This is a genomic window from Gottfriedia sp. NPDC058432, from assembly GCF_042721555.1.
Lineage (GTDB): Bacteria > Bacillota > Bacilli > Bacillales > Bacillaceae_G > Gottfriedia.
The window spans coordinates 1-25,063 of sequence record NZ_JBHXLC010000042.1 but is presented as its reverse complement, the minus strand read 5'-3'; the positions used below and the strand labels follow the sequence as shown (position 1 = coordinate 25,063).

Here is a 25,063-nt window from a genome sequence, read left to right as displayed (position 1 = left end):
ATTATATATAATAGTGTATTTATACATTTTTTTAGAATTAATTCATAAGTTATTTAATTTATATTTTTAAATTCATGGGGGTTTTGATGTGGTGACAACGAATAGTAAATCTATTTCTTCATTAACTTTAGGCGTATTATCGATAATCATTCCTTATATTGGGTTCATACTTGGTATCATAGGTCTTTTTATTTCTAGAAAAAGTATTGCCGAAATTAATCATTCGAATGAAAAAGGGAAAGGCCTAGCAATTTCGGGAAAGGTTTGCAGTATTGTTGGGATATGCATACAGACAATTTTGATTATCATTTTAGTTTTAGGAATTATAACTTTTTTTTCAATGAATGATAATATGACTTTTTAATAAGATCATAGTAGAACAAGGGTTTTTAAAGTAGAGAAATCTAATAATGATAAAACTTTGAAGTGATTTTTGACTGTTTTGGATTATATGTATATAGTTTAAATTAAAGTCTTACATACTTAAATAATTTTTGATTGAGGAGGGACCGACATGGTAGTTTTAGCAGAATATTTAGCGGGTATTGATCATCCAGACCACCGTGAACGAACTGCTGAAATTTTGGATTGGATTTCGAATAAATTTCCTAGCCTAGAGCCGCAAATTAAGTGGAATACGCCTATGTTTTCCAATCATGGTACATTTATCATTGGCATTTCGACTGCGAAGCAACATATGAGTGTATCACCAGAAGAAAAAGGTATTGAGCACTTTGCCGATGAAATTGCTGAGGCTGGCTATAGTGCTACAAAAGGTTTGTTTCGTATTCCTTGGAAAGTCCCAGTCAATTATGAATTGCTTCAGAAAATGATTGAGTTCAATATTCAAGATAAATCTGAATTAACGACTTTTTGGCGTAAATAATGAACATTGTTTAGTAACTAGTTAAAGATTAAATTTAATAGCGGAACGATTAAATAAAAATAGGAACTGATTCATTCAGCTCCTATTTTTTATTTAAGTTTAAACAAGGTCATTTTAAGTACTTAATCGAATAATATAGAATCGATGTTTTAAGATAAGTGGTGATTTAAGTGAGAAATAACATACCAAAGAAAATACATATCATTGGTTCAGTTGGAAGTGGTAAGACGACATTAGCCAGGCAAATGTCCAAAAAGCTAAATATACCTTATTATGAGTTAGATAATGTTGTATGGAAAAGGCAAAAAGGTCATAAAGATATTAGGCGTTCAAAACAAGAAAGAGAATGCTATTTAAATACACTCATTCGTTCGGATACGTGGATTATGGAAGGTGTTCATAATGAAGAATGGGTAGGTAATAGTTTTAAAAATGCAGAGTTGATTATTTTTTTAGATACTAGCTATTCTGTTAGAACCTATCGAATCATTAAAAGGTATTTCTTACAAAAACTTAGATTAGAGAAGTCAAATTATAAACCGACACTTAAAATATTCTTCAAAATGTTTAAATGGAATAAGTATTTTGAAGAAGTGGGGAAGCCAAAATTCTTTAAAAAGTTTAAAGATTACAATGATAAAATATTGGTCGTTAATAATATTAACGAGGTTGAGGATTACTTTAAGGAATACAGATCAAAAAATATAGGAATCGCAAAATAGCGGTTCCTAATTTTTTCTTAATGTAATGGGATTGGCAAGTTTTCTACTAATTCTGATAAAAATACAAAATTAGCTTCTTCTTTAATTTTGGGTATATATTCCTTTATTAAATTTGAAGTAATTTCGCCTGGTTCTCCCACATGTCCAATCGCAATCATAGTTGGTTCTACTCTTACTTTTTCTAATAGTAGTCGAGTCTGCTTTTCTATATGCTTATATGTGTATAAATCATCGAAAAATAACTTGTTTTCAATGACCGGCACGCCTATTTCATCTGCAATTTTAGTAACTACGCTTCGATAATTCGTTTTACTATCGAAAAAAAATAGGCCCCTTTCTTTACAAGCAGTTAAGACAATGCGCATTACTCTCTCATCGGAAGTTGCTTTTGAACCCATATGGTTATTTACTCCGATTGCGTATGGGACGTCATCAATAGCGGCTAGGACTCTTCTTCGAATTTCTTCATCACTTAAGTTGGTCTTAATTGCATTAGGTCCTAACCAACTTGCTTTCCCTTTCCTTGGTTCCATTGGTAAATGAACAATGACTTCATATCCTTTAGAATGAGCAACAGTTGCATCCTTTTTAGTAGATGGTAAAAAAGGCATCACGGCAACTGTTAATGGGATCGGTAGTGAAAGCATTTGGTCCGTTCCTTTCATGTTATTACCAAAATCATCAATCACTATTGCAAGCTTATGATTAGGTTCAGCATATACTGAAGAGCAGGTAGTAGATAGAGCTACTAATATAGAGAAAATAGAAGTAATCCAAAGCTTCATCGGTAAATCTCCTTTTCCATTAATTACTATGCTCTACTATTTTCTGTGTTTATGAAGAAATTAACCGTAAAATATTGAAAAGATACTCAAATGTATAAATACAAAAGTAAATGAGATTTTGTACTCAATTAATAAATTGAAAATTCAATTAAAATTAGAGGTAGAAAGTAATAAGGGTAACCTGTTGCTACTCACTTTTTTAATTCAATTGTAAATTTGCTCGTTAAATAAGAACTTTAATTCTATTGGGAAATGTAATTAATTCAAAGTTTTGTTTTCATTTTAGGAGGTCCTATGAAAGATTTCCATTGCTGTGCAACGTGTCAGCATTTTAAAGCAGAGAAACAAGTGAAAGGTATGAAATATTATTGTAGTAGGTTGGGATTTGAAACGATGACGAACTATAAATTTAATTGTTGGAGTCCGAATGAGAATGTGAAGAAGTTGATAAATAAGTGAGTAATATGCTCAAATGAACTTGTTTTTTAAAATTTAGATGGTAAAAATGAATTTTAAAAGAGGGAAATCATGAATAGAAATAGACTATATAAATCGAATACAGATTATGTATTTTTAGGTGTATGTGGAGGTATTGCAGAAGCTCTTTTGATTCCATCAATTCTTGTAAGATTGGTATTCTTATTTTTGCCAGTATCTCTTTTAGTCTATCTAGTTTTAGGAGCGCTGATGGGAAATGATGATTTTTACTATGTTGAAAATGTTAGAAAGAAGAGTCGATTTAAAACTGTGATACTTGCTTTTGTATTTACAGTAATTGTATTCGTAATTTTATCAAACTTGGGTTATTTATGAACTAACTCAAAAAATATTCATCTACAAAAACTAAAATGACCTTACTCAAAGGTCATTTTTAATTTTCTAAATAACGATATAGCGTAGATTTACTAATCCAATTTTCTCGTTTAATATCCTCAAGTGTATTGGTTATTTGGGGGAATGGCTGGATGTGCAATGATTGGACAATCTGTTATTAATGTTAAATCATAATTTTTTAGCCATTGGTGTTATAATTGGAATTTTATTAAGTGCTGTTTTCTTTGCAGCGAAAACATCGAAAGTAAAAGTAACTTCTCAACCTGAGGAAAATAAGCGAGTGTATAAAGTAGAAGGTCAATGTTCTTTGCATCTGTCACAGATTTTGTTGAAGCTTTTAATTTTAAAGATGAAGTAAAAACAGTCGAGATTGATTTATCAAAAGCTCATATATGGGACGAATCTGGTGTATCAGCTATTGATAAAATTGTGATTAAATTTCATGAAAATGAAATAAAAACTACCATCATTGGTTTAAATGCAGCAAGCGAATCTATAGTTGATTCAATAGCTGTATTTAATAAACCAAATGGCATAAACCAAAATATTGGACATTAAGTAAAGGCTTCTTCGATTGAAGAAGCTTTTTTAATTTGGAATTTGTTTACACACTGGTTATTTTAAGTTCTAGAAGGTGCCAAAACCAACGAGGAAGAAACTAATAAATAGATACATATAAAAGGTGTGGTGAAATTGGACAATTCCAATAAGGTTGAGAAACAGTTAAAGATCCTCAGTGATATAAATACTATTTGTTTAAATCTAAAATTTCATATCTGGCTACGGGGAGGGTGGGCAATTGATTTTCTGCTTGGAAAAGTGACTCGCGAACACTCGGATATTGATTTAGTCTCTTTAATTCAATACAGGGATGAGTTAGAACAGGCAATGGTTAAAGCTGGTTTTAAGAAAAATCCAGTCAGTATGCTCCAAACAGATTTCATAAAAGACGAAATCGATGTGAGTTTTGTATTTGTTAAAATTTCAGAAGAAGGTAAAATCATAGCGAATGGTTTTCCAGACTGGGAATGGAGAAATGATGCATTGCCAATTCAAAAGTATAATTTAAAAGGTATATCAATTAATGTCCTGAACCCATACCAATTACTTGAAGAAAAAAAGGTTTATGAAAAAGGTACGGGACGAAAGCTTCGTCCAAAAGACATTGAGAGTATGAAGGTAATTCAAGGAATTATTGATGCAATAAGTTAAATGAACTTCTTAATAGGTAGTAGTTTTAAAAGAAAAGGAGAGAAGAGAAATGAATACATCGAAAATTTCTATGAAAAGTCCTACACCTATTCTACGTATGTTTGATGAAGATAAGGCAAAAGAATTCTACATAACATTTTTAGAATTTAAGATTGATTGGGAGCATCGATTTGAAGACGATTTACCTTTGTATATGCAAATTTCTTATAACAATTGTGTAATTCATCTTTCTGAACACCATGGGGATTGTAGCCCAGGTGCAACTATTAGAATTGAAGTAGAAAATTTAGAGTTACTTCATTCAAAGCTACTAGCAAAGAAATATAAATATGCTCGACCAGGAATTGAAGAAACTCCTTGGAAAACACGAGAGGTTCGGGTTGGAGATCCGTTTGGTAATAGAATTGTCTTCTATGAGAACATGAGAGACTGAAATTTTATTGTGCAGTATCGTGAAAGAATAATCTGAAAAATAAAGAGGATTGAAATACGTAGTATTCTTAATTAATCCTCTTAAAAATTGAAAATAAACAAATCAGGCAAGTATTTGTACTATTTCAATTCTTTTTTTCTTGAGATGAGAGAAGACCAAATGACCTGTATTAATCCAGCAGTCAAGACACCTACAAGCGTATCCCTCATTCGATCCATCGCATAATCCTTTGATTGGTGTTCAAATGCAAAGACAAATAGAATTGTGAGAGCGACCTGGTGAAGTACTTTTTTGTCTAATTTTAAAAATTTAGCAATATATGTACCAATCAGAATTAAAAGTCCTAAGTTCCATCCAGTGACTTTTAGATAACTCGCGATTATTACAGTAATACCGATTCCAATCATTGTTCCAATTACTCGCTTGATTGATAAATTAATTGTTTTGTCCATTGTCGATTGAATAGTAAGTATAAGAGAAACTGGACCTAAGTATGGATGTGAGGAACCAAAAAAATTTGAGATTTCCCATGCTAATGTAGAACCTATTGATAGTTTCCAAATAAGACTAGTAATATTTTCAGATGAGTTCAGTGATTGTGTTTCTTCCATAAGCACCTCTTATAGAAATTTCTATTTTTTATATTATCCTCTCAAATTAAATCTTATATGTATGAGTGGTTGGTAAGAATAATTAAGAAATTGAATACTTATAATAGTGTTTAGCTAATGGACAACTAATAATAGAAATGGGTTGAAACAATGATTACCGTCTTATTTGAATATAAGTTTGAAAAGAAGTTTTTAGAGGATTTTAAATCAAGATTAAAAAAGTCAGCACATTCAAAATTTCATTCAGAGCCATCAAATATTGGAATGAATTTTATGCAAAGAGAAGATGAGCAATATTATTACATCAACTTATTTATTAAATATAGAACTATAGAAGAATATGAAGAACGAACGAGGTTTGAAAGAAGCCAGGTTGAATGGAATGAAACTTGGTTTAGTAAGGACATTACTCATGAACTATTATCAGTAACAATTTGGAAAGATTTTAGTCCTATGTCCTAAAATCTTCAATACAACGTGATTTGTATATGAGGAGAAACTTGTGAACTTGTTTGACTAACTTTTGATAAAGATTGATTCTAATGTACCCGCAAGGATTTCATATTTCCTTGCGGGTTTTATCAATTACTTTTTAAAGTGAAAACTGAAATTTCTGGAACACTAAAAAATCGAAACGGAAGCCTTGTTGTTCCTATACCCCGATTAACGTATAAGTTCAAAGGTTTTTTATGATCATTTATTTTATATAAACCTTCAGTATAAATGGTTGCTAATGGTGGAGTATAAATTGCTTCGTGAAATGGAAGTTTTACTTGTCCACCATGACTATGGCCAGAGAGTTGTAAGTCAATCGGATACTCTTTTAGGCGTGCTGCCACATCGGGTTCATGAACTAGTAAGAGATTAAAAGCGTTTTTTTGTATATTTTTAAATGCTTTAGCTGGATTTGGTCTTCCTAAAAGATAGTCATCCAAACCAATAATATTTAGTTTACTATGATCTTTTAAGTCGATTACTTTCTGTTCATTTTCTAAAACTGTAAAACCAGATTTTATGAAAACAGATGATGAGATTTTCTTGCCTGCTCCACCAACATCATGATTACCGTAAATAGCATATTTACCATTTTTTGCTTTTAATTGTTGAAGTACTGCAGGGATTTGATCTAATTTATTGTATAAAGCGCTATTATCAATTAAATCACCAGTAAACACAATTAAATCAGGGTTTTGTTTATTAATTTGATCGACAACTTTATTTAATTGCTTTAATGTATAATGAGCACCTAGATGGCTATCACTAAATTGAACAATTTTCAATCCTTCCATCTGCTTTGAAACGGAATTTGATGTGATCGTTATTTGATTTACATCCAACATTTTTGGTTCGATACTTTTTGAATAACTATATAAAATAATAGGGAAAATTAATAATATCAAAGTAAAAACTATTAATCTTCTAACGATCCTTCTAAATATGGTATATTTCATGTCTATAACCTGCCTTTTATGAATGAATTGATACAATTAAGATTGCAAATAAAATAAATAGAGCACTGATTAAAATTTCAATGATTCTCAAATTATCACTCCTCGAAATCAGTTTAAGCTACCTTTGTTACATGAACGTGACAAAATTACATAATTGAACGGAGGAATTAAAAATCAATATTCTAATCGCTGATGATGAAAAAGATATGTTAAAGATCTTACAGGCATATTTCAAAAAGGAAGGATATACCGTTTTCTTAGCAGAAGACGGAGAACGAGCCCTCGAAATTTTTTATAGCGAAAAAATTGATTTAGCTATTTTAGATTGGATGATGCCTTATAATAGCGGGATTAATGTGTGTAAAGAAATAAAGAAAAACGGTGAATCAAAAGTATTAATGCTTACAGCTAAAAGTGATGATGAGGACGAATTACAAGCTCTAAAACTAGGGGCTGACGATTATGTAAGAAAGCCATTTCATCCGGGTGTCCTGATAACTAGAGCTAAAAAATTACTAAAAGAGGACCATCTTATTGTAATTGATAATATAAAAGTAGATTTTAAAGGTAAAATTGCATTTAAAAACGAGGAGAATTTAAAATTAACGAAAAAAGAATTTGATTTATTAAGCTGTTTTGTTCGTAATCGAGGAAACATATTGTCACGTGAGGATTTGTTAGTTAATGTATGGGGTATTGATTATGATGGAGATGATCGAACGGTGGATACCCATATAAGAAGATTAAGAGAAAAAATAGGAGAAGATCTTATTCAAACACATCGAGGTTTAGGATATAGTCTTAGAAAAGAAAAATGAACCGATTAGGAAGTAAAATATCGATAGCAATTACCGTATGTATTCTTTTTGTTTTTATTTTTTATCTAATTATCAATTCATATTTATTACCTAAATATTACTTATTTCAGATGAAAAATAGAGTGCATGACCTTTCAACAGCGATAAACAAGATGCCAATGGCTGAGTTTAAACAATCAATTAATCAATTGGAACAAAAAAATAATGTAACAATCGCTTATGAACCAATACAGTCCAATTTAGACGAGTTTAATGGATTATTAAAAGATAATTTATATCAAAAAAGGGTAACGTTAAATAAATTTTGGGTTACAGAAGAAACATTAAATCAAGTTAAAAGTGGTAAAAGAATTAGTAAAATCTACGATCAAGGTAAGTTGAAATCTAGTTTTTTAGTCGATTTTATTCAAAAGGATCATGTATTTATTGTAGTTGGTGTCTCGATTGTTTATTTAAGTGATGCTGTTCAAATCGTAAATAAGTTTACCTTTTATATTATGATTTTCTTGATTTTAATGCTGATTTTAATGGTTTGGATTTGGTCAAAAAAAATAACAGATCCATTGAAAGAGTTAAAAGATATTTCAAAAGAAATTGCTCAATTAGAATTTAAAAAGGCAAAAATTTCAACAAATGATGAAATCGAAGAACTTGCTAAAAGTATAAACGAAATGAGTGACAAATTGAGGATTGCCCATGATGATTTAAATCAGCGGAATGCTAATTTAAAAACGTTTATTTCAGATATTTCTCATGAACTTAAAACTCCCCTAGCTCTAATCAAAGCTTATTCTGCAGGCATTAAAGACGGTATAGATGACGGAACCTATGTTGATACAATCATTAAACAAACAGATCAAATAAACCGTTTAATCGATAAATTATTAGAGTTATCAAGAATTGAACGTGAAATATTCCATATAGAACAATTTGACTTAATTCAGCTTTTTGATTCTAGCTTGGAAAACTTCGAAATCGAATTGAACCAAAATAATATAATCATAAAAAAAGAATATATTAAAAAGAATCAACTTAATATTGAAGTAGATCGGGACCAAATTGAGAAAGTATTTAATAATTTAATTAGTAATGCAATTAAATATACAAAAAATCCGGTAATAACCATTAAGATTTACGAGGAAAATGAGGAAATTGTATTCATCATTAAAAATGAAACAAATCTTAAAAATTCCACTCAAATTAAGCAAATCTGGGAACCGTTTTATGTTATGGAGGCTTCCCGAAATAAACATTTAACAGGAACAGGCTTAGGTCTAGCAATTGTAAAATCGATTTTAAACCGTCATCAGTTAAAACATGATGTGAAATTAATAGATGGAAATATTCAATTTTCAATTCATTTTCCAAAACCCTTACAGTAGAGTAAGGGTTTTTAATTTTCTTCTTAGTTGTAACAGGCAAGCCATAAACCATTTTTAAGAGAATGGAAATTTATTTTAATAGAAGTGCCGCTTAATCTATGAAAACTTACAAGATAAGAACTTCTCGTGGTTTTTTCATTTATTGATGAATAACGACACCTGTGCCTATTGGAACCATCGAAGATAATTCAAGTACATCCTTATTGAACATTCGAATACAACCATGTGAAACAAAGTGACCAATTGTTGCAGGATTATCAGTTCCATGAATTCCGTAATGTGGAGCGGAAAGTCCCATCCATAGTACCCCAAAAGGTCCACCAGGATTTGGATCTTTATTAATAATTGTATAAGTTCCTGTAGGAGTAGGAGTAAGCATTTTTCCTACACCAATTGGGTAAGTTTTAAGCAGAGTGTTTCCGTCGAAAAGTTTTAGCTGGCGGTTTGATGTAGAAATGTAGATCCAATTAGTCATTTTATCAACTCCAGTTTTTAACTATCGTATGAAGAAACTTTAATAGTTGTTAAATACAAGAAGGGTAATAGAATATATGAATTTTTAAATAGAAAAAATAGACGGATTCGATTACTTTTCTACTAATTCCTTAGTACCAAGATTGGAGCATATGAATACTCTATAGGACAAGCATTTTAAGGAGAGGATTAGTCTATAGTGTCTAATACAATTAAATATTTTCAATATGCCCAAGAAGTTTCAAAAAAAATTGGCTGGTTAACTGAAGTGATTTATACTCAATGGCAAGTAGAAACAGCACATTTTACGTCTAAAAATTTTAAGAAAAATAACAATATTGCAGGTCAAACGTGGTATCCAGGTTTACCACTTAGTAGTAGAGGAACTGCTAGACCTAAAAATGAAGGTGGATATTATATAAAATATAATGATCCAGTTCAGGGCTATGTTGATTTTATTTTAAGTAATCCACGATACAGTGAAGTGAAAACTTACAAAACTGCTAATGAGCAATTTAAAGCAATTGCTGCAGCAGGATGGGCAGTAGATCCTAATTATGCAGATGTGCTCATCTCGGTAAATAATGCAAATATTAAAAATGGATTATATAAAAGGATTATTCAAATTGAGTTATATCCTTATAAGGGAGTCTTAAAAAAAGGTTCGAGGGGAGTACAAGTAAAGAAAATTCAAGAAAAAATAGGCGTTAAAGTGGATGGAATTTTCGGTATCCTAACTGAAAATGCAGTTAAAGAGTTTCAAAGAAAAAATGATTTAGTAGTAGATGGAATTGTTGGGGTAAAAACATGGGGGAAACTTTTCAATCCAACAAATCTATAAAATATTGAATTTTTTATTAAGTGAACCTGTATGATTTCAAATACAGGTTTATTAACATTAACCATAATACATAAAAGGGTTTGAAAGTATTTTATAGAAAAGGTTAACTATAACTATCATTAGAAAAGGAGAACGAAAGTGGAAATTAGAAATGCGGATCTGAATGATTGTGAATCAGTCGTAATTCTGGATTCACAAATTATTGGAAGCAGAATGAGGGAAAATCAAATTAAACTATCAATTGAAGAAAATCGATGCATAGTTTGTAAATTGAATGGAAGTATAGTAGGTTTTATGATTTATCATAAATTTTTCTTTGGCCATTTATTTATTGATTTAATAATTGTTTCACCAAACATGAGGAGGCTTGGTATAGCAAAAAATCTCATGAAATATGTTGAAGTTTTTTCAGAAAAGAAATTATTTTCATCTACAAATAAATCAAATATCCAAATGCAAAAAGTATTTCAATCTTTAGGATATATTGAAAGTGGACTTATCGATAATTTGGATGAAGGGGATCCTGAAATTATTTATGTTAAATTAATAGATTAAACGATATTTTCCGCATTAATTTTTTAAACAAGAATAAAAATAATTTTATTACCCCAAATATCATTAACCACTTCCAATTACCCATCTTCAATTCAAATGTAATCTCATCTGATTCTCAATCTTATAATCATTTCATAGATTAATTTAAAAAGTGTAATATTATTTACAATAATTAAGAAAAAGTGTGTAAGAAGTCCTGACAGAATAATTAGTCTGTTACTTTAGGCTAATCAATTTAAAAAAAATTTAAATACATTCTTCCTGTTATTCTATTTTTCAATGCATGATGAATAGTAATAATATATAAATGCTCCAATTATATCATTACAAGGAGTGGAAATATGGATTTTAAAAGGGAATTCATCTTAAAAACAAAAGCAATATATAAAGAAACTGTTACAGAAAATATGGCATACAGTAAGATGTGTGAAAAATTTGAATCTTATTTTGTAGATTTAAAGGAGACTTTAAAAAAGGAAATTGAAGTTTCGAATGGTGAATTTGATATTATGATTGATAAAGATAGTTTGATTGAGGTCTTATTAAATCAAAGAGAGTTATTAATTACGATTGATGACTCTGGAGTAGTAGTTAGTATTAAATATTTTGATGAAGTGCAAAATGAACAGGTTGAAAATAAGATTGATATAATTGAATATGATGGTGGGGCATATAAGAGTCAAGTATTTCAATCACCTATTACTAGAAATATAATCGATAATTATTTAGCAATTGCATTTAGAGATGATTTAGAGAAGTGTTTTGAAAGTTATAGTGAATGATAAACTGTTTAATTTAAAAGTGATATGTTACAGGTAACTAATTGTAAGTCTAGAGCTTGGAAAATCCAAGCTCTTTTAGTTTTGTCTATCGCTCTTCCACTTGAAACCTTAAAACAGTTTTCAATTTATCAGGTTGAGTTTTTCTTGCATCAGAAATATAGATTTCCTTATGTGTTTTTTGAACTCTTTGTAGATTATTCTCCGTGCAGAACTCTTCCATTAATTTAAAAGTTCGTGGTTCGTCATCATAACTTCCGATATGCATGGTTTGGACACATAAGCCTTCAGTAATCGATTCGAGTTTTACGTTTGCTAACAGTGGATTTTTCTTTTTTTGTTTAAGTTGATCTAAAATGATGTATGTTAAATCTTCTGTAACAAAGTCAGGTTGTCTAATCATTAATTTATATAGAAGATGTTCTTTGTTTAAATAGTCTAGTTTTCGGCCTTCTTCATCTAAATCCCATACTCCTTCAAGAGGGAAGACTGTGTAATCAAAGTAACCTTCTGGAACTATCCCTTTTTTAGGCAACATTTTAATTGCATATGCTAAAGAATAAAGTGCTTCTACATTTTCTTTAAATAATTCATTATTAGGATTCCCTTTGCCTTCAATCGTTATATATTTAAAGGCTGGTATATTAATTTTACTAGGCTTACTTTTTGGTAAATAAATTTCTTTTAAACTTTTTCTCCACTCGAGTTTACTCACTAAAAAAACTCCCTTAAATTATAAGTTAGTGTAGTTTGAATATGCTTATTAAAAATAAAAAGCAATCACATAAATATGTCATTGCTCTTAAAAGGTTTAATGATATGTACGATAAACTCCTATTACTTTTCCTAAAATTGATACTTGTTTTAATAAAATTGGAAACAGAGCATCATTTTCGGGTTGAAGTCTAAAATGGTCGCTTTCTTTATAGAAGCGCTTTACGGTAGCTTCACTATCTTCAGTCATGGCAACTACAATTTCTCCATTTTCAGCAGTGAATTGTTTTTTAACGATTACAAGATCGCCATTCATAATACCAGCATTGATCATACTATCTCCTTCTACACGTAACATAAAAACTTGTTCGTTAGATGGAGCAACAGAAGTCGGTAAAGGGAAATATTCTTCTACGTTTTCGACTGCAGTAATTGGAATCCCGGCAGTTACTTTACCGATTACAGGAATGTTAATAATATCGTTATAGATTTCAGAGTATGATGCTTGTACTTCATTCACAACCGTAGCTGTATCGCCAAGAATCTCGATTGCACGCGGTTTCGTAGGGTCTCTTCGAATATAGCCTTTTTGTTCTAGTCTCTCTAAATGACCATGCACTGTAGAGCTTGAAGCTAAACCAACAGCCTCAGCAATCTCTCGAACTGAAGGTGGATAACCTTTAATTTTTACTTCGTCTTTAATATAAGCTAAAATTTCTGCTTGCCTTTTCGATAGTTTGTTCATTTGAATTTCCCCCTTGCCTATAAAGTAGATAATACGTTCCTCTTTATTTTTTTCATTATATCATGATAGGATATGATATACAAACGTTAGTTCTATTTTTTATTAAAGTAGTTTTCATGTTCGTATGGAGGGAACAGTTAATGAATGCAATCATTTACGCGAGAGTAAGTACAGCAAAGGATTCACAAGAAACATCATTAAATAGACAAATGAGTGAACTAACCGAATTAGGTGAGCGGATGGGAATGTGTATTCTAGAAACAATAGGCGAACAGGCTAGTGGATATGAAGTAGAAAGAGAAGGGCTTTTTCAGCTATTTCAAATTATAAAAGAGCACCAAGTTGATGCTTTATTAATACAAGATGAAACACGATTAGGAAGAGGTCATGCAAGAATCGCTTTATTACATTTTTTAAAAAGGGAAGGGATAAAATTATTTACTTCTTCTCAAAATGGACAATTTCAACTAAGTGAAAGCGATGAAATGGTTTTAGAAATTTTAAGTGTTGTAGAGGAATATCAACGGAAAATTCATAATATGAAAATAAAAAGAGGTATGAGAAAGGCGGTTGAAAACGGGTATAAGCCTCAAAAAAACTTAGAAGGTAGTGTAAACGCAGGTGGTAGAGATAAGTTGGAATTACCGATTTCCGAAATTGTAAGATTACGTCAAAACGACCTAACATTTGAAGAAATTGCAGCTACCTTAAAAGGATTTGGATATAACGTTTCAAAAGCAACTGTCAATAGAAGGTATAATGAACATATGAAAGAAATCTCCAATATTGAAAGCTAATGCAATTTATTGTAAGATGAGATACATTGAATAGAATATCAGACTCTAACTAACGATCGATTTCTTGGATGCATAGCCTGCTAAGGGAGTGCTCTTTACTCCGCTTTTCGTCAGACTTTTTGTCAAGAAAGACATCTATTTAATCGTCTGATTATAAAAGTGATGGAACTAACAATGAATAGCTAAGATATAAATAAAGGAGAGGTTACTAATGGTTACTAAAAAAACTTTAGATAGAATAAATGAATTATCAAAAAAAGCAAAAGAAGCAGGGTTAAATCCTGAAGAGAAAGCTGAACAAGATCAATTAAGAAAAGAATATTTAGCAGATTTCCGTTCTCGAATGATGGATGAATTAACTTCACTTAAAATTGTTGATGAAAAAGGGAATGATATTACTCCTGCAAAGTTAAAATATGAAAAAGCAATGCGTAAAAGAAATTTACATTAAAAAAGATTTAACAATATAAAATTTCATATTTTGTAAATAATAACAAATAAAAGCAGAAGAATATTCTGCTTTTTTCTATTTCTTGGAAAGAATTTGTTAAAAATGTCAAAACTAAGTGTTAGTTATTGTAATAAATCATGGTAAATTATATGATAATATCTATGAATAAGCTAAAGGAGCGAAATTTATGTCTAATAATATTGAACAATTAGCAATTAATACAATTCGTACATTATCAATTGATGCAATCGAGAAATCAAATTCTGGTCACCCAGGAATGCCAATGGGCGCTGCACCGATGGCATATGCATTGTTTGCAAAATTTATGAATCATAACCCAAAAAATTCAAAATGGTTTAACAGAGACCGATTTGTGTTATCAGCAGGCCATGGTTCAATGTTACTATATAGCATGTTACATTTATCAGGCTACGAAGTTTCGATTGAAGATATTAAAAACTTCCGTCAATGGGGTAGCAACACTCCAGGACATCCTGAATATGGACATACACATGGTGTTGAAGCTACAACAGGTCCATTAGGACAAGGTATTGCGATGGCTGTTGGGATGGCTTTAGCAGAGCGTCATTTAGCAGGTACATATAATAAAGAAGACTTAAATGTAGTTGACCACTTTACATACTCAATTTGTGGTGATGGAGATTTAATGGAAGGTGTTTCAGCAGAGGCAGCTTCATTAGCGGGACATTTACAATTAGGACGCTTAGTAGTTCTTTATGATTCAAATGATATTTCATTAGACGGAGAATTAAATCGCTCATTCTCTGAAAGCGTAGAAGACCGCTTTAAAGCTTATGGATGGCAAGTTATTCGAGTAGAAGATGGAAATAACTTAGATGAAATTACTGCAGCGATCCAAAAAGCACAAGAAGAATTATCAAAACCAACTCTAATTGAAGTGAAAACAACAATCGGTTACGGTTCTCCGAATAAATCTGGTAAATCAAAATCTCATGGTGAGCCATTAGGAAAAGAAGAAACGATTTTAACGAAACAAGCGTATGCTTGGGGTTATGAAAATGCATTCTACGTACCAGAAGAAGTGTATGCACATTTTAATAAAGTAATTGTTGAAGCTGGGGAAAAGAAAGAAGCTGAGTGGAATGCTACTTTTGCTAAATACGAAGAAAAATATCCTGAATTAGCAGCTCAATTAAAGAATGCGATTGAAGGTAAGATTACTGTAGATTTAGAAACAGCATTACCTAAATATGAAGTAGGTAAAAAAATTGCGTCTCGTTCATCTTCAGGTGAAGCAATTAACGCTATCGCAAACGTATTACCTAGTTTCTTTGGTGGGTCTGCAGACTTAGCTGGATCTAATAAAACGTATATGAATGGTAAAGGTGACTTTACGAGAGAAAGCTACGATGGACGAAATATTTGGTTCGGTGTACGTGAATTTGCAATGGGTGCAGCATTAAATGGTATGGCTCTACATGGTGGAGTTCATGCGTTTGGCGCAACATTCTTTGTTTTCTCTGATTACTTAAAACCAGCAATTCGCTTAGCTGCTTTAATGAATTTACCTGTTACTTATGTATTTACACATGATAGTATCGCAGTTGGTGAAGACGGACCTACTCATGAACCAGTTGAGCAACTAGCAGCATTCAGATCAATGCCTAATCTTAATGTAATTCGTCCAGCAGACGGAAATGAAAGTTCTGCAGCATGGAAAGTGGCAGTAGAAGCTAAAGATGCTCCTACAATGTTAGTTTTGTCTCGTCAAGATTTACCTACTTTAGAGGGTACTACTACTGATATTTATAATAAAGTTTCAAAAGGAGCTTACGTTCTTTCTCCTGCGAAACAAGATAAAATCGATGTTGTATTAATTGCAGCAGGTAGTGAAGTACAATTAGCAGTTGGAGCACAAGAAAAATTAGCGGCAGAAGGAATTTCTGCATCGGTTGTTTCGATGCCTTCAATGGACTTATTTGAAAAGCAATCTGCAGAATATAAACAATCAGTATTACCAAAAGAAGTTACGAAAAGAGTAGCAGTAGAAATGGGTTCTTCATTCGGCTGGCATAAATATGTAGGATTCGATGGAGAAGTAATTTCAATCGATACATTTGGTGCATCTGCTCCAGGTAACTTATTAATGGAAAAATTCGGATTTACTGTTGATCATGTCGTTTCAGCAGCAAAAAAAGTATTACAATAAAGGTAAAGATGGGAAAAGTAGGGAAAGAATTTTAAATTCTTTTCCTATTTCCTAAACCTTTTTTCAATATAATGCTTTATTAAAGATTTTTCGACAAAACTAGTTGATTTTCACTCCTTAAAAATGACAAATATTTTGAATGGAATTTTATATAATCTTCCTTACAGATAGTTGTTGGGAGTGGACAAGATATGAGGGAATATAAAATTTTTTTAATTCGAGAACCACTGTCTATAGAATTTTATGGAAAAGAGCATAAAATATATCAACTAGTATATGAGTATTATTATTCATCGATTGAACTAAGGAAAATAATCGAAAAACAATTAGAATATATAACAGAACCAATACCATTATTCGAGCTACATACATTTATTCGCAAATTTGATTCTCAACAGATCTACTTTTATGAGGAAACTGGAGAGTATCTTCTCGAACTTGTTGATGGTGCAAAAGCTCAGCTAAAACTTTATCCTCACGAACTTATTTTATATGCAGAAGGATCATTAGAGGCAGAAACAATATTCTTTGAGCTATTAAGAAAATTTCGTTCAACATTCATTGCAATAGATGTGAAGGATCAGCGATTTGGCTGGCTAAGACCTATCGCCTATCAAAAGTATATTTAAAACGATTAAATTGCAGTTTGCTCTTGTATAAACTGGTTAGTTTTAGTAAAATTGTTTCTAGATGATTTTAAGGAGGAAGCAATAAAATGTGGGTATACTTTCTAGTCGGCATCTTAGCATTAATTGCAGGTGTAGCGATTGGATTTTTCATAGCTCGTCAATATACAATGAACTACTTAAAGAAAAATCCACCAATTAATGAACAAATGTTAAAAGTAATGATGGCTCAAATGGGACAAAAACCTTCACAAAAGAAAATTAACCAAATGATGAAGGCTATGAACAACCAAACAAAATAATAAATCCTTTTAAAATATAAGGCTTTATAGCTTGTTTTGAAATAAATATTGAACATATTCTTTCTGGAAGCAGCTCTTTTAAGTGAATCCTACATCAAGAATTTGTAATTATTTAAATCATGAATCATTTTACAATCTAAAACCACTTATTCTGTTGGAATTAACCAATGGGCAAGTGGTTTTTTATGTTTTTAGAGAAAATTTTTGTGATTACCAAAAGAAGTTAAAGGGAAAAATTAAAATTTAAACACCGACTTTCGCGAAAAGTTGGTGTTTTTTTATATCTTTTTCTTAAATTTTGTATTTAGAAGAATTCTGTTTATCTTGCAATTCTTTAATCATTAATACATTCGTATGTTTTTTTAGAACAAATATTTTTATACAGAACATGTCAAAATCCATAAACAGTTGACAATTACTTCGGAATAAAATTGTTTAATACGTCGATTTCTAACTATTTAACAAGTTATATGAAAGAGAAAGTCGATAAAAAAGTTTGCGGTATTTTCAAAATTTGTCAAAATACTCATTATTAAAAGCTTAGAATTGTTAATAAATTATTAAATATTTTATAGTTTTTTATCATTTTATAAATTCTCGTAAACTAGCAATGAATTCTATTAATTAGTAAATTGCATGAAAGGGGGATACAAGTAGGCTTTTAGCTTGATTCAGGAGGTGACGATATAGAAGCAAAAAAAAGAAATGATAACTTTACATAATCGATAGGGCAAATTCAAAAACGAAAGCTACATAAATTATAGTGTACAAATGAGAGGAGAATCATTTTGAAGCGTAGAAATAAGATTGCTGCATTATCGACCACTTTAATGATTTCGATGTATTCAACATCCGCATTCGCTGCTGAGCCAGGGCTTGATAAAATGCCCGGACCAGTGGATCCTCAGTCATGGGTGAATCCAGACGATATGACCTGGAATGATTATAAACCAGTCCCTGGTGTAAATTGGAGTACTGATAAGAGTATTCAACCGGAATCAAACCTTAAAGGAGCTTTGATCTTGGTCGATTTTCCAGGTCAGGATTTTATTTTGACCTTGCCTAAGGGGAAAGATCCTATCGGTAATCCTCAAGTCAATGCCGTTCCTCGCGAAAAACTCGGGGAATTTTGGACAAATTACTTGAATGTTCCAAGTGAGCTAAATCATTATCAGACAATCGATGGCTTTTGGAAAGAGAACTCATATGGAAAATGGGGCGTAACCCTTGATTCTTACGGTCCTTATCGCTTGGATAAATACGAATTTCAATATGGTCTTGACAGTTTTAATCCTGGTTCACTGCCAGGTAATTATAAAACAGGGAATCTCTTCCAGGATGGTATAAATGCAGCAACAGCAGACATAGTCGCATCAGGAAAAAACTATGACTTTGCGTTCATTGTACATGCTGGCTATGATGAATCAACCGTTTGGCAAGAACTGGGAGAAATGAAGTTTATGAATCAGAACTCGGTGCCTGCTGAATTTGGGCCACCGAAGAATTTAACTGGATTTGAGAATATGCTAAACTGGGCAAAAACTCGTTATGTACCTTGGACTTCATGGTTTGCAGCAAAATCTATTTGGTCTGCTGCATCGAGTGCAACATTAAATGGCAAATCGATTCGTGTTTCGATTCAAGGTGAAAGTGATGGCATGTCAACATTTGCTCATGAATTTGGTCACCTTAAGGGACTGGGCGATAACTATAATAATGCAGCTCTAGACCCTCGAACCTACTCGGGTTATTGGGAAACGATGAGTCGTGGGTCATTTAATGGTCCAGGTGGAACGCATACACGCTGGATGATTCCCGCAACTCTTGGTTCTTCGTTACCAGCACCACATACGCTTCGAAATAAAATGAAACAGGGATTCCTATCCAATGATGAAGTCCTGCAGCTCAACCGTGATGAATTAAAAGAATCTGGACCTGTGTTTGCGGATATTATCGCGCGCGAAGTACCAATTGGCAGTAAATTTGGTCGAACTGGACTTCACGGAATCAACATCAGTATGAGCGATTTAACACCAAGCAATTACCTAAGCGGTGACTGGCGTAACGATATGATCGGTAACGTAAACAACGCTAAGTACAATAACTACACTCTAGAAGTTGTAGACCGAGTTGGTGCGGATTCCTTTGCGGCCGATTCAGGTGTATTGATTTCAAAAACGAAAAATGCAGAAACTGCACCGTTCATTTGGCCAGTTGATTCACATCCAGAAGATATCAGACTGAAGGACTTTACAAAGCCTGACGGTACAACAGTATCGGTTACAAAAGGTGACCCACGTCAAGCCCTGGATTCTTTATTCCATGCAGGGAATGGGGCAAGTTTGGTTGGCGGTAAATTCGATGGTTCTATTAGCAAAGACGATGTTGTCAGTGAGTACATCGATCCATACAATAAACTACAATTCTATATTTTAGGGAAGTACAAAGGCAATGAAGGTGTACTACATTACGAGGTTGCCGTACGTAACACGGAGGGCTCAGGTGCCTATAAACGCGGGGTAAATGTAAGCGCTGGCACTATACAACCGGCTGTAGCGGGCAAAGTGGCAGTTTATCATTTTAATGTTACTAATACTGGTGAAGCAAAGGATCTTATTCGTGTTAACGCTTCTGCAGGTGATAATTGGACAGTTCAACTTGAAAACAAAGTTGTAGCAGTTGAACCGGGTAAAACAGTTGATGTACCTGTTTACGTGAAAATCCCTAAAGGTATGACAGCTCCGGCCAATATTAACTTTACGGCAACTTCAGAAACAGACTCAAATGAAAGCGCTACCGATAACAATCTTGTGCTGAACAATCTAAATGCAACAAGTGTAAGTTCTATAATCGATAGCTTTGATAACGCGGGAGCTTTCAAAGCAGGATCTGCGCAATCATTGAAGGCACATTTGAATTCAGTAGAACAATTTGAAAAGAAAGGCTCTGCGGATAAGGTTGTCAAACATATTAATGATTTTAAAGGTTTTCTAGATAATGAAAATGCTTCGAAAAAGGTTTCTGCAAAAGCGTACAATAATTTAAAAGCGAACGCCGATGCAATGATTGAGGTTTGGCAATAGATTTGATTTACTGTTCAGGGTAGATTAACTGTGCCAGAGAATGGAAGAACACTAAAGTATGAATCCTTCATAAAAAATGTGAAAACATTTAGTTCATAAAATAATAAGTAAAAGTGAAACCACTTTCTATTGGATAATGAAACAATGGAAAGTGGTTTTTGTGTGTTAAATTAACATAATTAAAAGGCTCCGATTAATGATCGAAGCCTTTAATGAATACGAACTATTTAGAACTCTAGAGAGAACAACCATTAATTGTTTTTTTAAAATTTATCAATTTCATCCTTTATTTTTCTATTCAAGTTCAGTAATAAACTATTTTCTTTAGAACGTTTTGATTATTATGTATAATTGTTTCAATTTTCATTCCGGTTAATCTTTATTGAGTTGCATATCTTTGGGATATCCCGAAAATTAACAACCTTTTTAAATGAGCAAATTATTAAAAAACATTTAAACTTTATGTTATAATGAACATTGTTTTGAGTTTTCTAAATATTTTAAAATTAGTTAATCAGCATTGCGGGGGTGAAGGAATGTCAGTTTTTAAAGATTTGTTTTGGTTTTTCAAACAAGAAAAAAGAAGCTATGTATGGGGAATATCTCTTTTAGTAATCGTTGCAATTTTAGAGCTACTACCTCCGAAAGTTATTGGTTATGTAATTGATGAAATGATAAAAAACTCACTTAATAGTAAAAACTTACTTTTTTGGGTAGGTTTAATTTTTATTAATGGGTTACTTCTTTATGCATTTCGATATTGGTGGAGGAGATTAATATTTGGTTCTTCTTTAAAATTAGCTAGACAGCTTAGAGATGATTTATATAATCATTTTTCAAAAATGTCTCCATCGTTTTATCAAAAAAATAGAATTGGAGATTTAATGGCTCACGCAACAAACGATGTTCAAGCAGTACGCGAGACAGCAGGGGCAGGGATCTTAACTTTTGTTGATTCTATTATTTTAGGTGGATCCGTATTAATTATGATGGCAGTATCAATAAGTTGGAAGTTAACGCTTATTAGTCTATTGCCATTACCTGTTATGGCTATTTTGACTCAGTATTATGGTAAATTATTACATCAACGTTTTCATTTAGCACAAGAATCATTTTCAGAATTAAATAATAAAGTTCAAGAAAGTATGAGTGGTTTAAAGGTTATTAGAAGTTTAGGTCAAACAAAAGAAGATGTAAACGCTTTTAAAAACCAAGCAGATTTAGTAGTGAAATACAATATGAGAGTTGCTAGAATAGATGCACTTTTTGATCCAACAATCATGTTAGTCGTTTCGATTTGCTATATTATTGCGGTTGTTTATGGTTCTCGATTAGTTATTGCAGATGATATTACTGTTGGGCAATTAATTACATTTGTTACTTATTTAGGAATATTAATTTGGCCAATGCTTGCAATTGGATGGTTATTTAATATTGTCGAAAGAGGTCGTGCTTCTTATGATCGAATACGTTCTTTATTGAGTGTTGAACCTGAAATTCAAAATAAAAAAAATGCATTAGAAAAACTTCCGATGGGTGAAATAACTTATTCAATTGATTCATTTAAGTTTAATCAAGAATCAAATTTTGAATTAAAGGACATTTATTTTAATGTTCAAGAAGGTCAAACAATTGGAATAGTTGGTAAAACTGGTCAAGGAAAAACAACTCTTTTAAAACTTTTATTGAGAGAATATGAAGTAGTTAACGGGAGTATTTCAGTTGGCGATTTAGATATTAAAGATACAACTTTATTATCTCTTAGATCACATATTGGTTATGTACCTCAAGAACATTTCTTATTTTCTTCATCAGTTAAGGAAAATATTGCATTTAGTCAAATTGATTCTTCAATCGAAACAGTATATAAAGCTGGCGAGATTGCTAATATTCATGCAGATATTTTAGAATTCCCGTTAGGCTACGACACGATTGTAGGAGAAAGAGGAGTCTCATTATCCGGTGGTCAGAAACAAAGAATTTCAATCGCTAGATCTTTAATTAAAAACCCTAATATTTTAATATTAGACGACTGTTTATCTGCAGTGGATGCGAAAACAGAGGAAAAAATATTACACTCTTTAAAGGATGAAAGAAGTGGAAAAACAACATTTATTACTTCTCATCGTATGAGTGCAGTCATGCATAGTGATTTAATCATCGTTTTAGACGAAGGAAGAATTATTCAACGAGGTAAACATGACGAATTAGTTCAAATTGATGGTTGGTACAAAGAAATGTTTGAAAGACAACAACTAGAAGAACTAGTAGAGCAAGGAGGGAGATAAAATGAATCAGGAGATTGAAATCGATGCTTCAAGGCAGAAAAAAGATTTAATACGTCTTCTTTCATTTCTAAAAAAATATAAAGCTTTACTGACTTTTGCATTTATTTTCTTATTCCTTGCAACAGCATGTGAAATGTATGGTCCAATTTTAGTTAAAAGATTTCTAGATGATCATTTAATGAAGAGGTATTTTCCAAAAGATACAATCATAACGTTATTTTCTATTTATGTTGCAATAACACTCGGAAAAATTGTGTTATCATATTTACAGCTTTTAATGTTTCAACAAATTGCTTTTAAAGTTGTTCAAGATATAAGAATGAAAGTTTATGAGCATGTACATTCATTAGCATTTTCGTTTTTTGATAAAACGCCAATTGGAAGTATTGTATCAAGAATTACAAATGATACAGAAGCTATAAAAGATTTTTATGTTAGTGTGCTGGCAACTTTTATCCAGCAAATTGTCTTTTTAGTAGGAATCATTATTGCGATGTACTCATTAGACGCTAAATTAGCAACGATTTGTGTAGGGTTAGTTGTAATTGTTTATTTTATTATATTAACCTATCGAAAAAAGAGTTTTCCATTTTTTATGGAAACTAGAGGGCAATTAAGTAATTTAAATGCTAAATTGAATGAACACTTACAAGGTATGTCCATCATACAAGCATTTAACCAACAAAAAAGATTACAAGATGAATTTGAGGGAGTTAATAAATCTCACTATAATGCAGGTGTAAAAACAATACGATTAGATTCTCTGTTTTTAAGACCAGCAACAGATTTAATTTATACAATTGGTATAATGTTTGTTCTTAGCTTCTTTGGAATTACTCCTTTTAGTAATCCAGTTGAGATTGGTACAGTCTATGCATTTGTAAGTTATTTAGAAAGATTTTTTGAACCAATCACGCAAATGATGATGAAATTATCTTTATTACAGCAAGCTGTCGTATCTTCATCTAGAGTATTTGACTTAATGGATGAAGAACAAAAAGCGCCTACTAAAGTAGGAACTGACTTACCAAAAGTAAAAGAAGGAAGTATTGATTTTAAAAATGTTACATTTGCATATGACGGGGTGCATAATGTAATTCATGATATTTCATTTTCAGTTAAACCTGGTCAATCGGTGGCCTTTGTAGGTCATACAGGAAGTGGTAAGTCAACAATTATGAATTTATTATTACGTTTTTACGATGTGAAAGACGGAGAAATTCAGATTGATGAACAAAAACTATCAACATTTGAAGAAAGTGAATTACGTTCTAATATCGGATTAGTTTTACAAGATCCTTATTTATTTGTTGGAGATATAAAAGGGAATATATCTATGTATAATAACAAAATAACTGAGAGCGAAATTAAAGAAGCATCCGAATTAGTAAGAGCGAATGAATTTATTGAAAAATTACCAAATGGTTATGATGAGGCAGTTGTTGAAAGAGGTTCAACATTATCAAGTGGTCAGCGCCAATTAATCACGTTTGCTAGAACGATCGCAGCTAAACCTACTATTCTTATTTTAGATGAAGCAACTGCAAATATTGATAGTGAAACAGAAGAAGCAATTCAAGAAGCTTTAACTGAGATGAGAAAAGGTAGAACTACGGTTATCATCGCTCATCGTTTATCAACAATTCAAGATGTTGATTGCATATATGTATTGCACAAAGGAAAAATCGTAGAAGAAGGTAACCATCAACAGCTTCTTGCAAAACAAGGATTATACTATAATATGTATCTATTACAAAATAAAGGGTCGTTATTATTGGCCGAGTAATAAAAAAGTAGCTGGATTTTCTAGCTACTTTTTTATTTGGAACTATATTCAAAAGGATATTAATAAAAATTAACTCATAATTAATAAAACCATAAAGTACTGATTAATAGATCAAATGCGGTTGTCATTAGTTTGATGCCTAATATTATTCTAGTAATCACTGATTAACATATGTATTTTAGATAGTACTAACTTAAGTGGGGAATTTTACTGAAATATACTATAAAATTTAAAAATAATTATTTTATAATAATTAAAATTTGATTAGATGAAATAATTAATATTAAAAACTTAATA

General features: G+C 31.5%; 27 protein-coding genes. 21 read left to right on the top strand and 6 right to left on the bottom strand.

The window, feature by feature from the left end; all coding sequences use genetic code 11:
- The first annotated feature begins 88 nt into the window (after window positions 1-88).
- The 3 genes from ACFWM3_RS24105 (at window position 89) to ACFWM3_RS24095 (ending at window position 1,608) form a co-directional block, all read left to right on the top strand.
- Complete coding sequence (locus ACFWM3_RS24105) at window positions 89-364, top strand: DUF4190 domain-containing protein (RefSeq protein ID WP_056476595.1); 276 nt, start codon at window positions 89-91, stop codon at window positions 362-364.
- Window positions 365-514: 150 nt separating this feature from the next.
- On the top strand, window positions 515-886 hold the full coding sequence (locus ACFWM3_RS24100; RefSeq protein ID WP_390313234.1) for an iron chaperone: 372 nt from the start codon (window positions 515-517) through the stop codon (window positions 884-886).
- A 170-nt stretch (window positions 887-1,056) separates the two neighbouring features.
- On the top strand, window positions 1,057-1,608 hold the full coding sequence (locus ACFWM3_RS24095; protein ID WP_390313233.1) for an AAA family ATPase: 552 nt from the start codon (window positions 1,057-1,059) through the stop codon (window positions 1,606-1,608).
- Window positions 1,609-1,625: 17 nt separating this feature from the next.
- Here the strand turns inward: ACFWM3_RS24095 and ACFWM3_RS24090 are convergent, their stop codons facing one another.
- On the bottom strand, window positions 1,626-2,393 hold the full coding sequence (locus ACFWM3_RS24090) for a divergent polysaccharide deacetylase family protein (RefSeq protein ID WP_390313231.1): 768 nt from the start codon (window positions 2,391-2,393) through the stop codon (window positions 1,626-1,628).
- 528 nt (window positions 2,394-2,921) lie between these two features.
- Here ACFWM3_RS24090 and ACFWM3_RS24085 point away from each other — a divergent pair.
- The 4 genes from ACFWM3_RS24085 to ACFWM3_RS24070 all read left to right on the top strand — a co-directional run bounded on the left by ACFWM3_RS24085 (window position 2,922) and on the right by ACFWM3_RS24070 (window position 4,872).
- Window positions 2,922-3,206: a PspC domain-containing protein gene (locus tag ACFWM3_RS24085; protein WP_056476609.1), complete on the top strand. Its 285-nt coding sequence runs from the start codon at window positions 2,922-2,924 to the stop codon at window positions 3,204-3,206.
- A 321-nt stretch (window positions 3,207-3,527) separates the two neighbouring features.
- Window positions 3,528-3,785, top strand: coding sequence for an STAS domain-containing protein (locus ACFWM3_RS24080; RefSeq protein ID WP_390313230.1), 258 nt, complete (start codon window positions 3,528-3,530; stop codon window positions 3,783-3,785).
- A 135-nt stretch (window positions 3,786-3,920) separates the two neighbouring features.
- Window positions 3,921-4,439 (top strand): nucleotidyltransferase domain-containing protein, encoded by a 519-nt coding sequence (locus ACFWM3_RS24075; RefSeq protein WP_390313229.1) that lies wholly within the window; start codon window positions 3,921-3,923, stop codon window positions 4,437-4,439.
- Window positions 4,440-4,488: 49 nt separating this feature from the next.
- Window positions 4,489-4,872 (top strand): glyoxalase superfamily protein, encoded by a 384-nt coding sequence (locus ACFWM3_RS24070; RefSeq protein WP_390313227.1) that lies wholly within the window; start codon window positions 4,489-4,491, stop codon window positions 4,870-4,872.
- A 119-nt stretch (window positions 4,873-4,991) separates the two neighbouring features.
- On the opposite strand, the gene ACFWM3_RS24065 is transcribed toward ACFWM3_RS24070, so the two are convergent.
- Window positions 4,992-5,483, bottom strand: a complete 492-nt coding sequence (locus ACFWM3_RS24065; RefSeq protein WP_056476617.1) for an FUSC family protein — start codon at window positions 5,481-5,483, stop codon at window positions 4,992-4,994.
- A 150-nt stretch (window positions 5,484-5,633) separates the two neighbouring features.
- Here ACFWM3_RS24065 and ACFWM3_RS24060 point away from each other — a divergent pair, with 150 nt between their 5' ends.
- Window positions 5,634-5,945: a hypothetical protein gene (locus ACFWM3_RS24060; RefSeq protein WP_056476620.1), complete on the top strand. Its 312-nt coding sequence runs from the start codon at window positions 5,634-5,636 to the stop codon at window positions 5,943-5,945.
- Window positions 5,946-6,064: 119 nt separating this feature from the next.
- Here the strand turns inward: ACFWM3_RS24060 and ACFWM3_RS24055 are convergent, their stop codons facing one another.
- A complete protein-coding gene (locus tag ACFWM3_RS24055) occupies window positions 6,065-6,934 on the bottom strand; it encodes a metallophosphoesterase (RefSeq protein ID WP_390313226.1) in 870 nt (289 codons plus the stop codon).
- 173 nt (window positions 6,935-7,107) lie between these two features.
- Here ACFWM3_RS24055 and ACFWM3_RS24050 point away from each other — a divergent pair, with 173 nt between their 5' ends.
- Window positions 7,108-7,752, top strand: a complete 645-nt coding sequence (locus tag ACFWM3_RS24050) for a response regulator transcription factor (RefSeq protein ID WP_390313236.1) — start codon at window positions 7,108-7,110, stop codon at window positions 7,750-7,752.
- Window positions 7,749-9,134, top strand: coding sequence for a sensor histidine kinase (locus ACFWM3_RS24045; protein ID WP_390313224.1), 1,386 nt, complete (start codon window positions 7,749-7,751; stop codon window positions 9,132-9,134). Before ACFWM3_RS24050 ends, ACFWM3_RS24045 begins: the two co-directional genes overlap by 4 nt.
- Window positions 9,135-9,273: 139 nt before the next feature.
- Here ACFWM3_RS24045 and ACFWM3_RS24040 read toward each other — a convergent pair whose 3' ends face one another.
- A complete protein-coding gene (locus tag ACFWM3_RS24040; protein WP_056476631.1) occupies window positions 9,274-9,609 on the bottom strand; it encodes a L,D-transpeptidase in 336 nt (111 codons plus the stop codon).
- 198 nt (window positions 9,610-9,807) lie between these two features.
- Here ACFWM3_RS24040 and ACFWM3_RS24035 point away from each other — a divergent pair, with 198 nt between their 5' ends.
- From ACFWM3_RS24035 to ACFWM3_RS24025, 3 genes are all read left to right on the top strand, one after another.
- Complete coding sequence (locus ACFWM3_RS24035) at window positions 9,808-10,449, top strand: glucosaminidase domain-containing protein (protein ID WP_056476634.1); 642 nt, start codon at window positions 9,808-9,810, stop codon at window positions 10,447-10,449.
- A 138-nt stretch (window positions 10,450-10,587) separates the two neighbouring features.
- Entirely contained in the window at window positions 10,588-11,004 is a 417-nt protein-coding gene (locus ACFWM3_RS24030; RefSeq protein WP_390313223.1) for a GNAT family N-acetyltransferase, read from the top strand.
- 341 nt (window positions 11,005-11,345) lie between these two features.
- On the top strand, window positions 11,346-11,786 hold the full coding sequence (locus ACFWM3_RS24025) for a hypothetical protein (protein WP_390313222.1): 441 nt from the start codon (window positions 11,346-11,348) through the stop codon (window positions 11,784-11,786).
- Between the two features lie 85 nt (window positions 11,787-11,871).
- On the opposite strand, the gene ACFWM3_RS24020 is transcribed toward ACFWM3_RS24025, so the two are convergent.
- Together ACFWM3_RS24020 and lexA are read right to left on the bottom strand one after the other, a co-directional pair.
- Entirely contained in the window at window positions 11,872-12,498 is a 627-nt protein-coding gene (locus tag ACFWM3_RS24020; RefSeq protein WP_056476643.1) for a GyrI-like domain-containing protein, read from the bottom strand.
- Between the two features lie 96 nt (window positions 12,499-12,594).
- Window positions 12,595-13,242, bottom strand: a complete 648-nt coding sequence (gene lexA, locus ACFWM3_RS24015) for a transcriptional repressor LexA (protein WP_056476647.1) — start codon at window positions 13,240-13,242, stop codon at window positions 12,595-12,597.
- A gap of 140 nt (window positions 13,243-13,382) precedes the next feature.
- Between lexA and ACFWM3_RS24010 the strand changes: the two genes are divergently transcribed.
- The 8 genes from ACFWM3_RS24010 (at window position 13,383) to ACFWM3_RS23975 (ending at window position 24,766) form a co-directional block, all read left to right on the top strand.
- A complete protein-coding gene (locus ACFWM3_RS24010) occupies window positions 13,383-14,039 on the top strand; it encodes a YneB family resolvase-like protein (RefSeq protein WP_390313221.1) in 657 nt (218 codons plus the stop codon).
- A 211-nt stretch (window positions 14,040-14,250) separates the two neighbouring features.
- The gene (locus tag ACFWM3_RS24005) at window positions 14,251-14,490 is read left to right on the top strand and encodes a DUF896 domain-containing protein (protein WP_390313219.1); all 240 of its coding nucleotides are present in this window, start codon (window positions 14,251-14,253) and stop codon (window positions 14,488-14,490) included.
- 187 nt (window positions 14,491-14,677) lie between these two features.
- Window positions 14,678-16,681 carry a transketolase gene (gene tkt, locus ACFWM3_RS24000; protein ID WP_056476710.1) on the top strand — a complete coding sequence of 668 codons (2,004 nt, stop codon included), beginning with the start codon at window positions 14,678-14,680 and terminating at the stop codon, window positions 16,679-16,681.
- Between the two features lie 191 nt (window positions 16,682-16,872).
- Entirely contained in the window at window positions 16,873-17,310 is a 438-nt protein-coding gene (gene sirA, locus ACFWM3_RS23995) for a sporulation inhibitor of replication protein SirA (RefSeq protein WP_056476717.1), read from the top strand.
- Between the two features lie 86 nt (window positions 17,311-17,396).
- On the top strand, window positions 17,397-17,609 hold the full coding sequence (locus ACFWM3_RS23990; protein ID WP_056476721.1) for a YneF family protein: 213 nt from the start codon (window positions 17,397-17,399) through the stop codon (window positions 17,607-17,609).
- Window positions 17,610-19,132: 1,523 nt separating this feature from the next.
- Window positions 19,133-20,692 (top strand): FIMAH domain-containing protein, encoded by a 1,560-nt coding sequence (locus ACFWM3_RS23985; protein ID WP_390313217.1) that lies wholly within the window; start codon window positions 19,133-19,135, stop codon window positions 20,690-20,692.
- Between the two features lie 536 nt (window positions 20,693-21,228).
- Window positions 21,229-22,980 carry an ABC transporter transmembrane domain-containing protein gene (locus ACFWM3_RS23980; RefSeq protein ID WP_390313216.1) on the top strand — a complete coding sequence of 584 codons (1,752 nt, stop codon included), beginning with the start codon at window positions 21,229-21,231 and terminating at the stop codon, window positions 22,978-22,980.
- A 1-nt stretch (window position 22,981) separates the two neighbouring features.
- On the top strand, window positions 22,982-24,766 hold the full coding sequence (locus ACFWM3_RS23975; RefSeq protein ID WP_390313214.1) for an ABC transporter ATP-binding protein: 1,785 nt from the start codon (window positions 22,982-22,984) through the stop codon (window positions 24,764-24,766).
- The last annotated feature ends 297 nt before the right edge of the window (window positions 24,767-25,063 follow it).

Coding starts and splice junctions, on each gene's coding strand:
- ACFWM3_RS24100 (WP_390313234.1), top strand. CDS start 515: ATGGTAGTTTTAGCAGAATATTTAGCGGGTATTGATCATCCAGACCAC.
- ACFWM3_RS24090 (WP_390313231.1), bottom strand. CDS start 2,393: ATGAAGCTTTGGATTACTTCTATTTTCTCTATATTAGTAGCTCTATCT.
- ACFWM3_RS24085 (WP_056476609.1), top strand. CDS start 2,922: ATGAATAGAAATAGACTATATAAATCGAATACAGATTATGTATTTTTA.
- ACFWM3_RS24080 (WP_390313230.1), top strand. CDS start 3,528: ATGTTCTTTGCATCTGTCACAGATTTTGTTGAAGCTTTTAATTTTAAA.
- ACFWM3_RS24070 (WP_390313227.1), top strand. CDS start 4,489: ATGAATACATCGAAAATTTCTATGAAAAGTCCTACACCTATTCTACGT.
- ACFWM3_RS24065 (WP_056476617.1), bottom strand. CDS start 5,483: ATGGAAGAAACACAATCACTGAACTCATCTGAAAATATTACTAGTCTT.
- ACFWM3_RS24060 (WP_056476620.1), top strand. CDS start 5,634: ATGATTACCGTCTTATTTGAATATAAGTTTGAAAAGAAGTTTTTAGAG.
- ACFWM3_RS24055 (WP_390313226.1), bottom strand. CDS start 6,934: ATGAAATATACCATATTTAGAAGGATCGTTAGAAGATTAATAGTTTTT.
- ACFWM3_RS24045 (WP_390313224.1), top strand. CDS start 7,749: ATGAACCGATTAGGAAGTAAAATATCGATAGCAATTACCGTATGTATT.
- ACFWM3_RS24040 (WP_056476631.1), bottom strand. CDS start 9,609: ATGACTAATTGGATCTACATTTCTACATCAAACCGCCAGCTAAAACTT.
- ACFWM3_RS24025 (WP_390313222.1), top strand. CDS start 11,346: ATGGATTTTAAAAGGGAATTCATCTTAAAAACAAAAGCAATATATAAA.
- lexA (WP_056476647.1), bottom strand. CDS start 13,242: ATGAACAAACTATCGAAAAGGCAAGCAGAAATTTTAGCTTATATTAAA.
- ACFWM3_RS24010 (WP_390313221.1), top strand. CDS start 13,383: ATGAATGCAATCATTTACGCGAGAGTAAGTACAGCAAAGGATTCACAA.
- ACFWM3_RS24005 (WP_390313219.1), top strand. CDS start 14,251: ATGGTTACTAAAAAAACTTTAGATAGAATAAATGAATTATCAAAAAAA.
- tkt (WP_056476710.1), top strand. CDS start 14,678: ATGTCTAATAATATTGAACAATTAGCAATTAATACAATTCGTACATTA.
- sirA (WP_056476717.1), top strand. CDS start 16,873: ATGAGGGAATATAAAATTTTTTTAATTCGAGAACCACTGTCTATAGAA.
- ACFWM3_RS23990 (WP_056476721.1), top strand. CDS start 17,397: ATGTGGGTATACTTTCTAGTCGGCATCTTAGCATTAATTGCAGGTGTA.
- ACFWM3_RS23985 (WP_390313217.1), top strand. CDS start 19,133: ATGCTAAACTGGGCAAAAACTCGTTATGTACCTTGGACTTCATGGTTT.
- ACFWM3_RS23980 (WP_390313216.1), top strand. CDS start 21,229: ATGTCAGTTTTTAAAGATTTGTTTTGGTTTTTCAAACAAGAAAAAAGA.
- ACFWM3_RS23975 (WP_390313214.1), top strand. CDS start 22,982: ATGAATCAGGAGATTGAAATCGATGCTTCAAGGCAGAAAAAAGATTTA.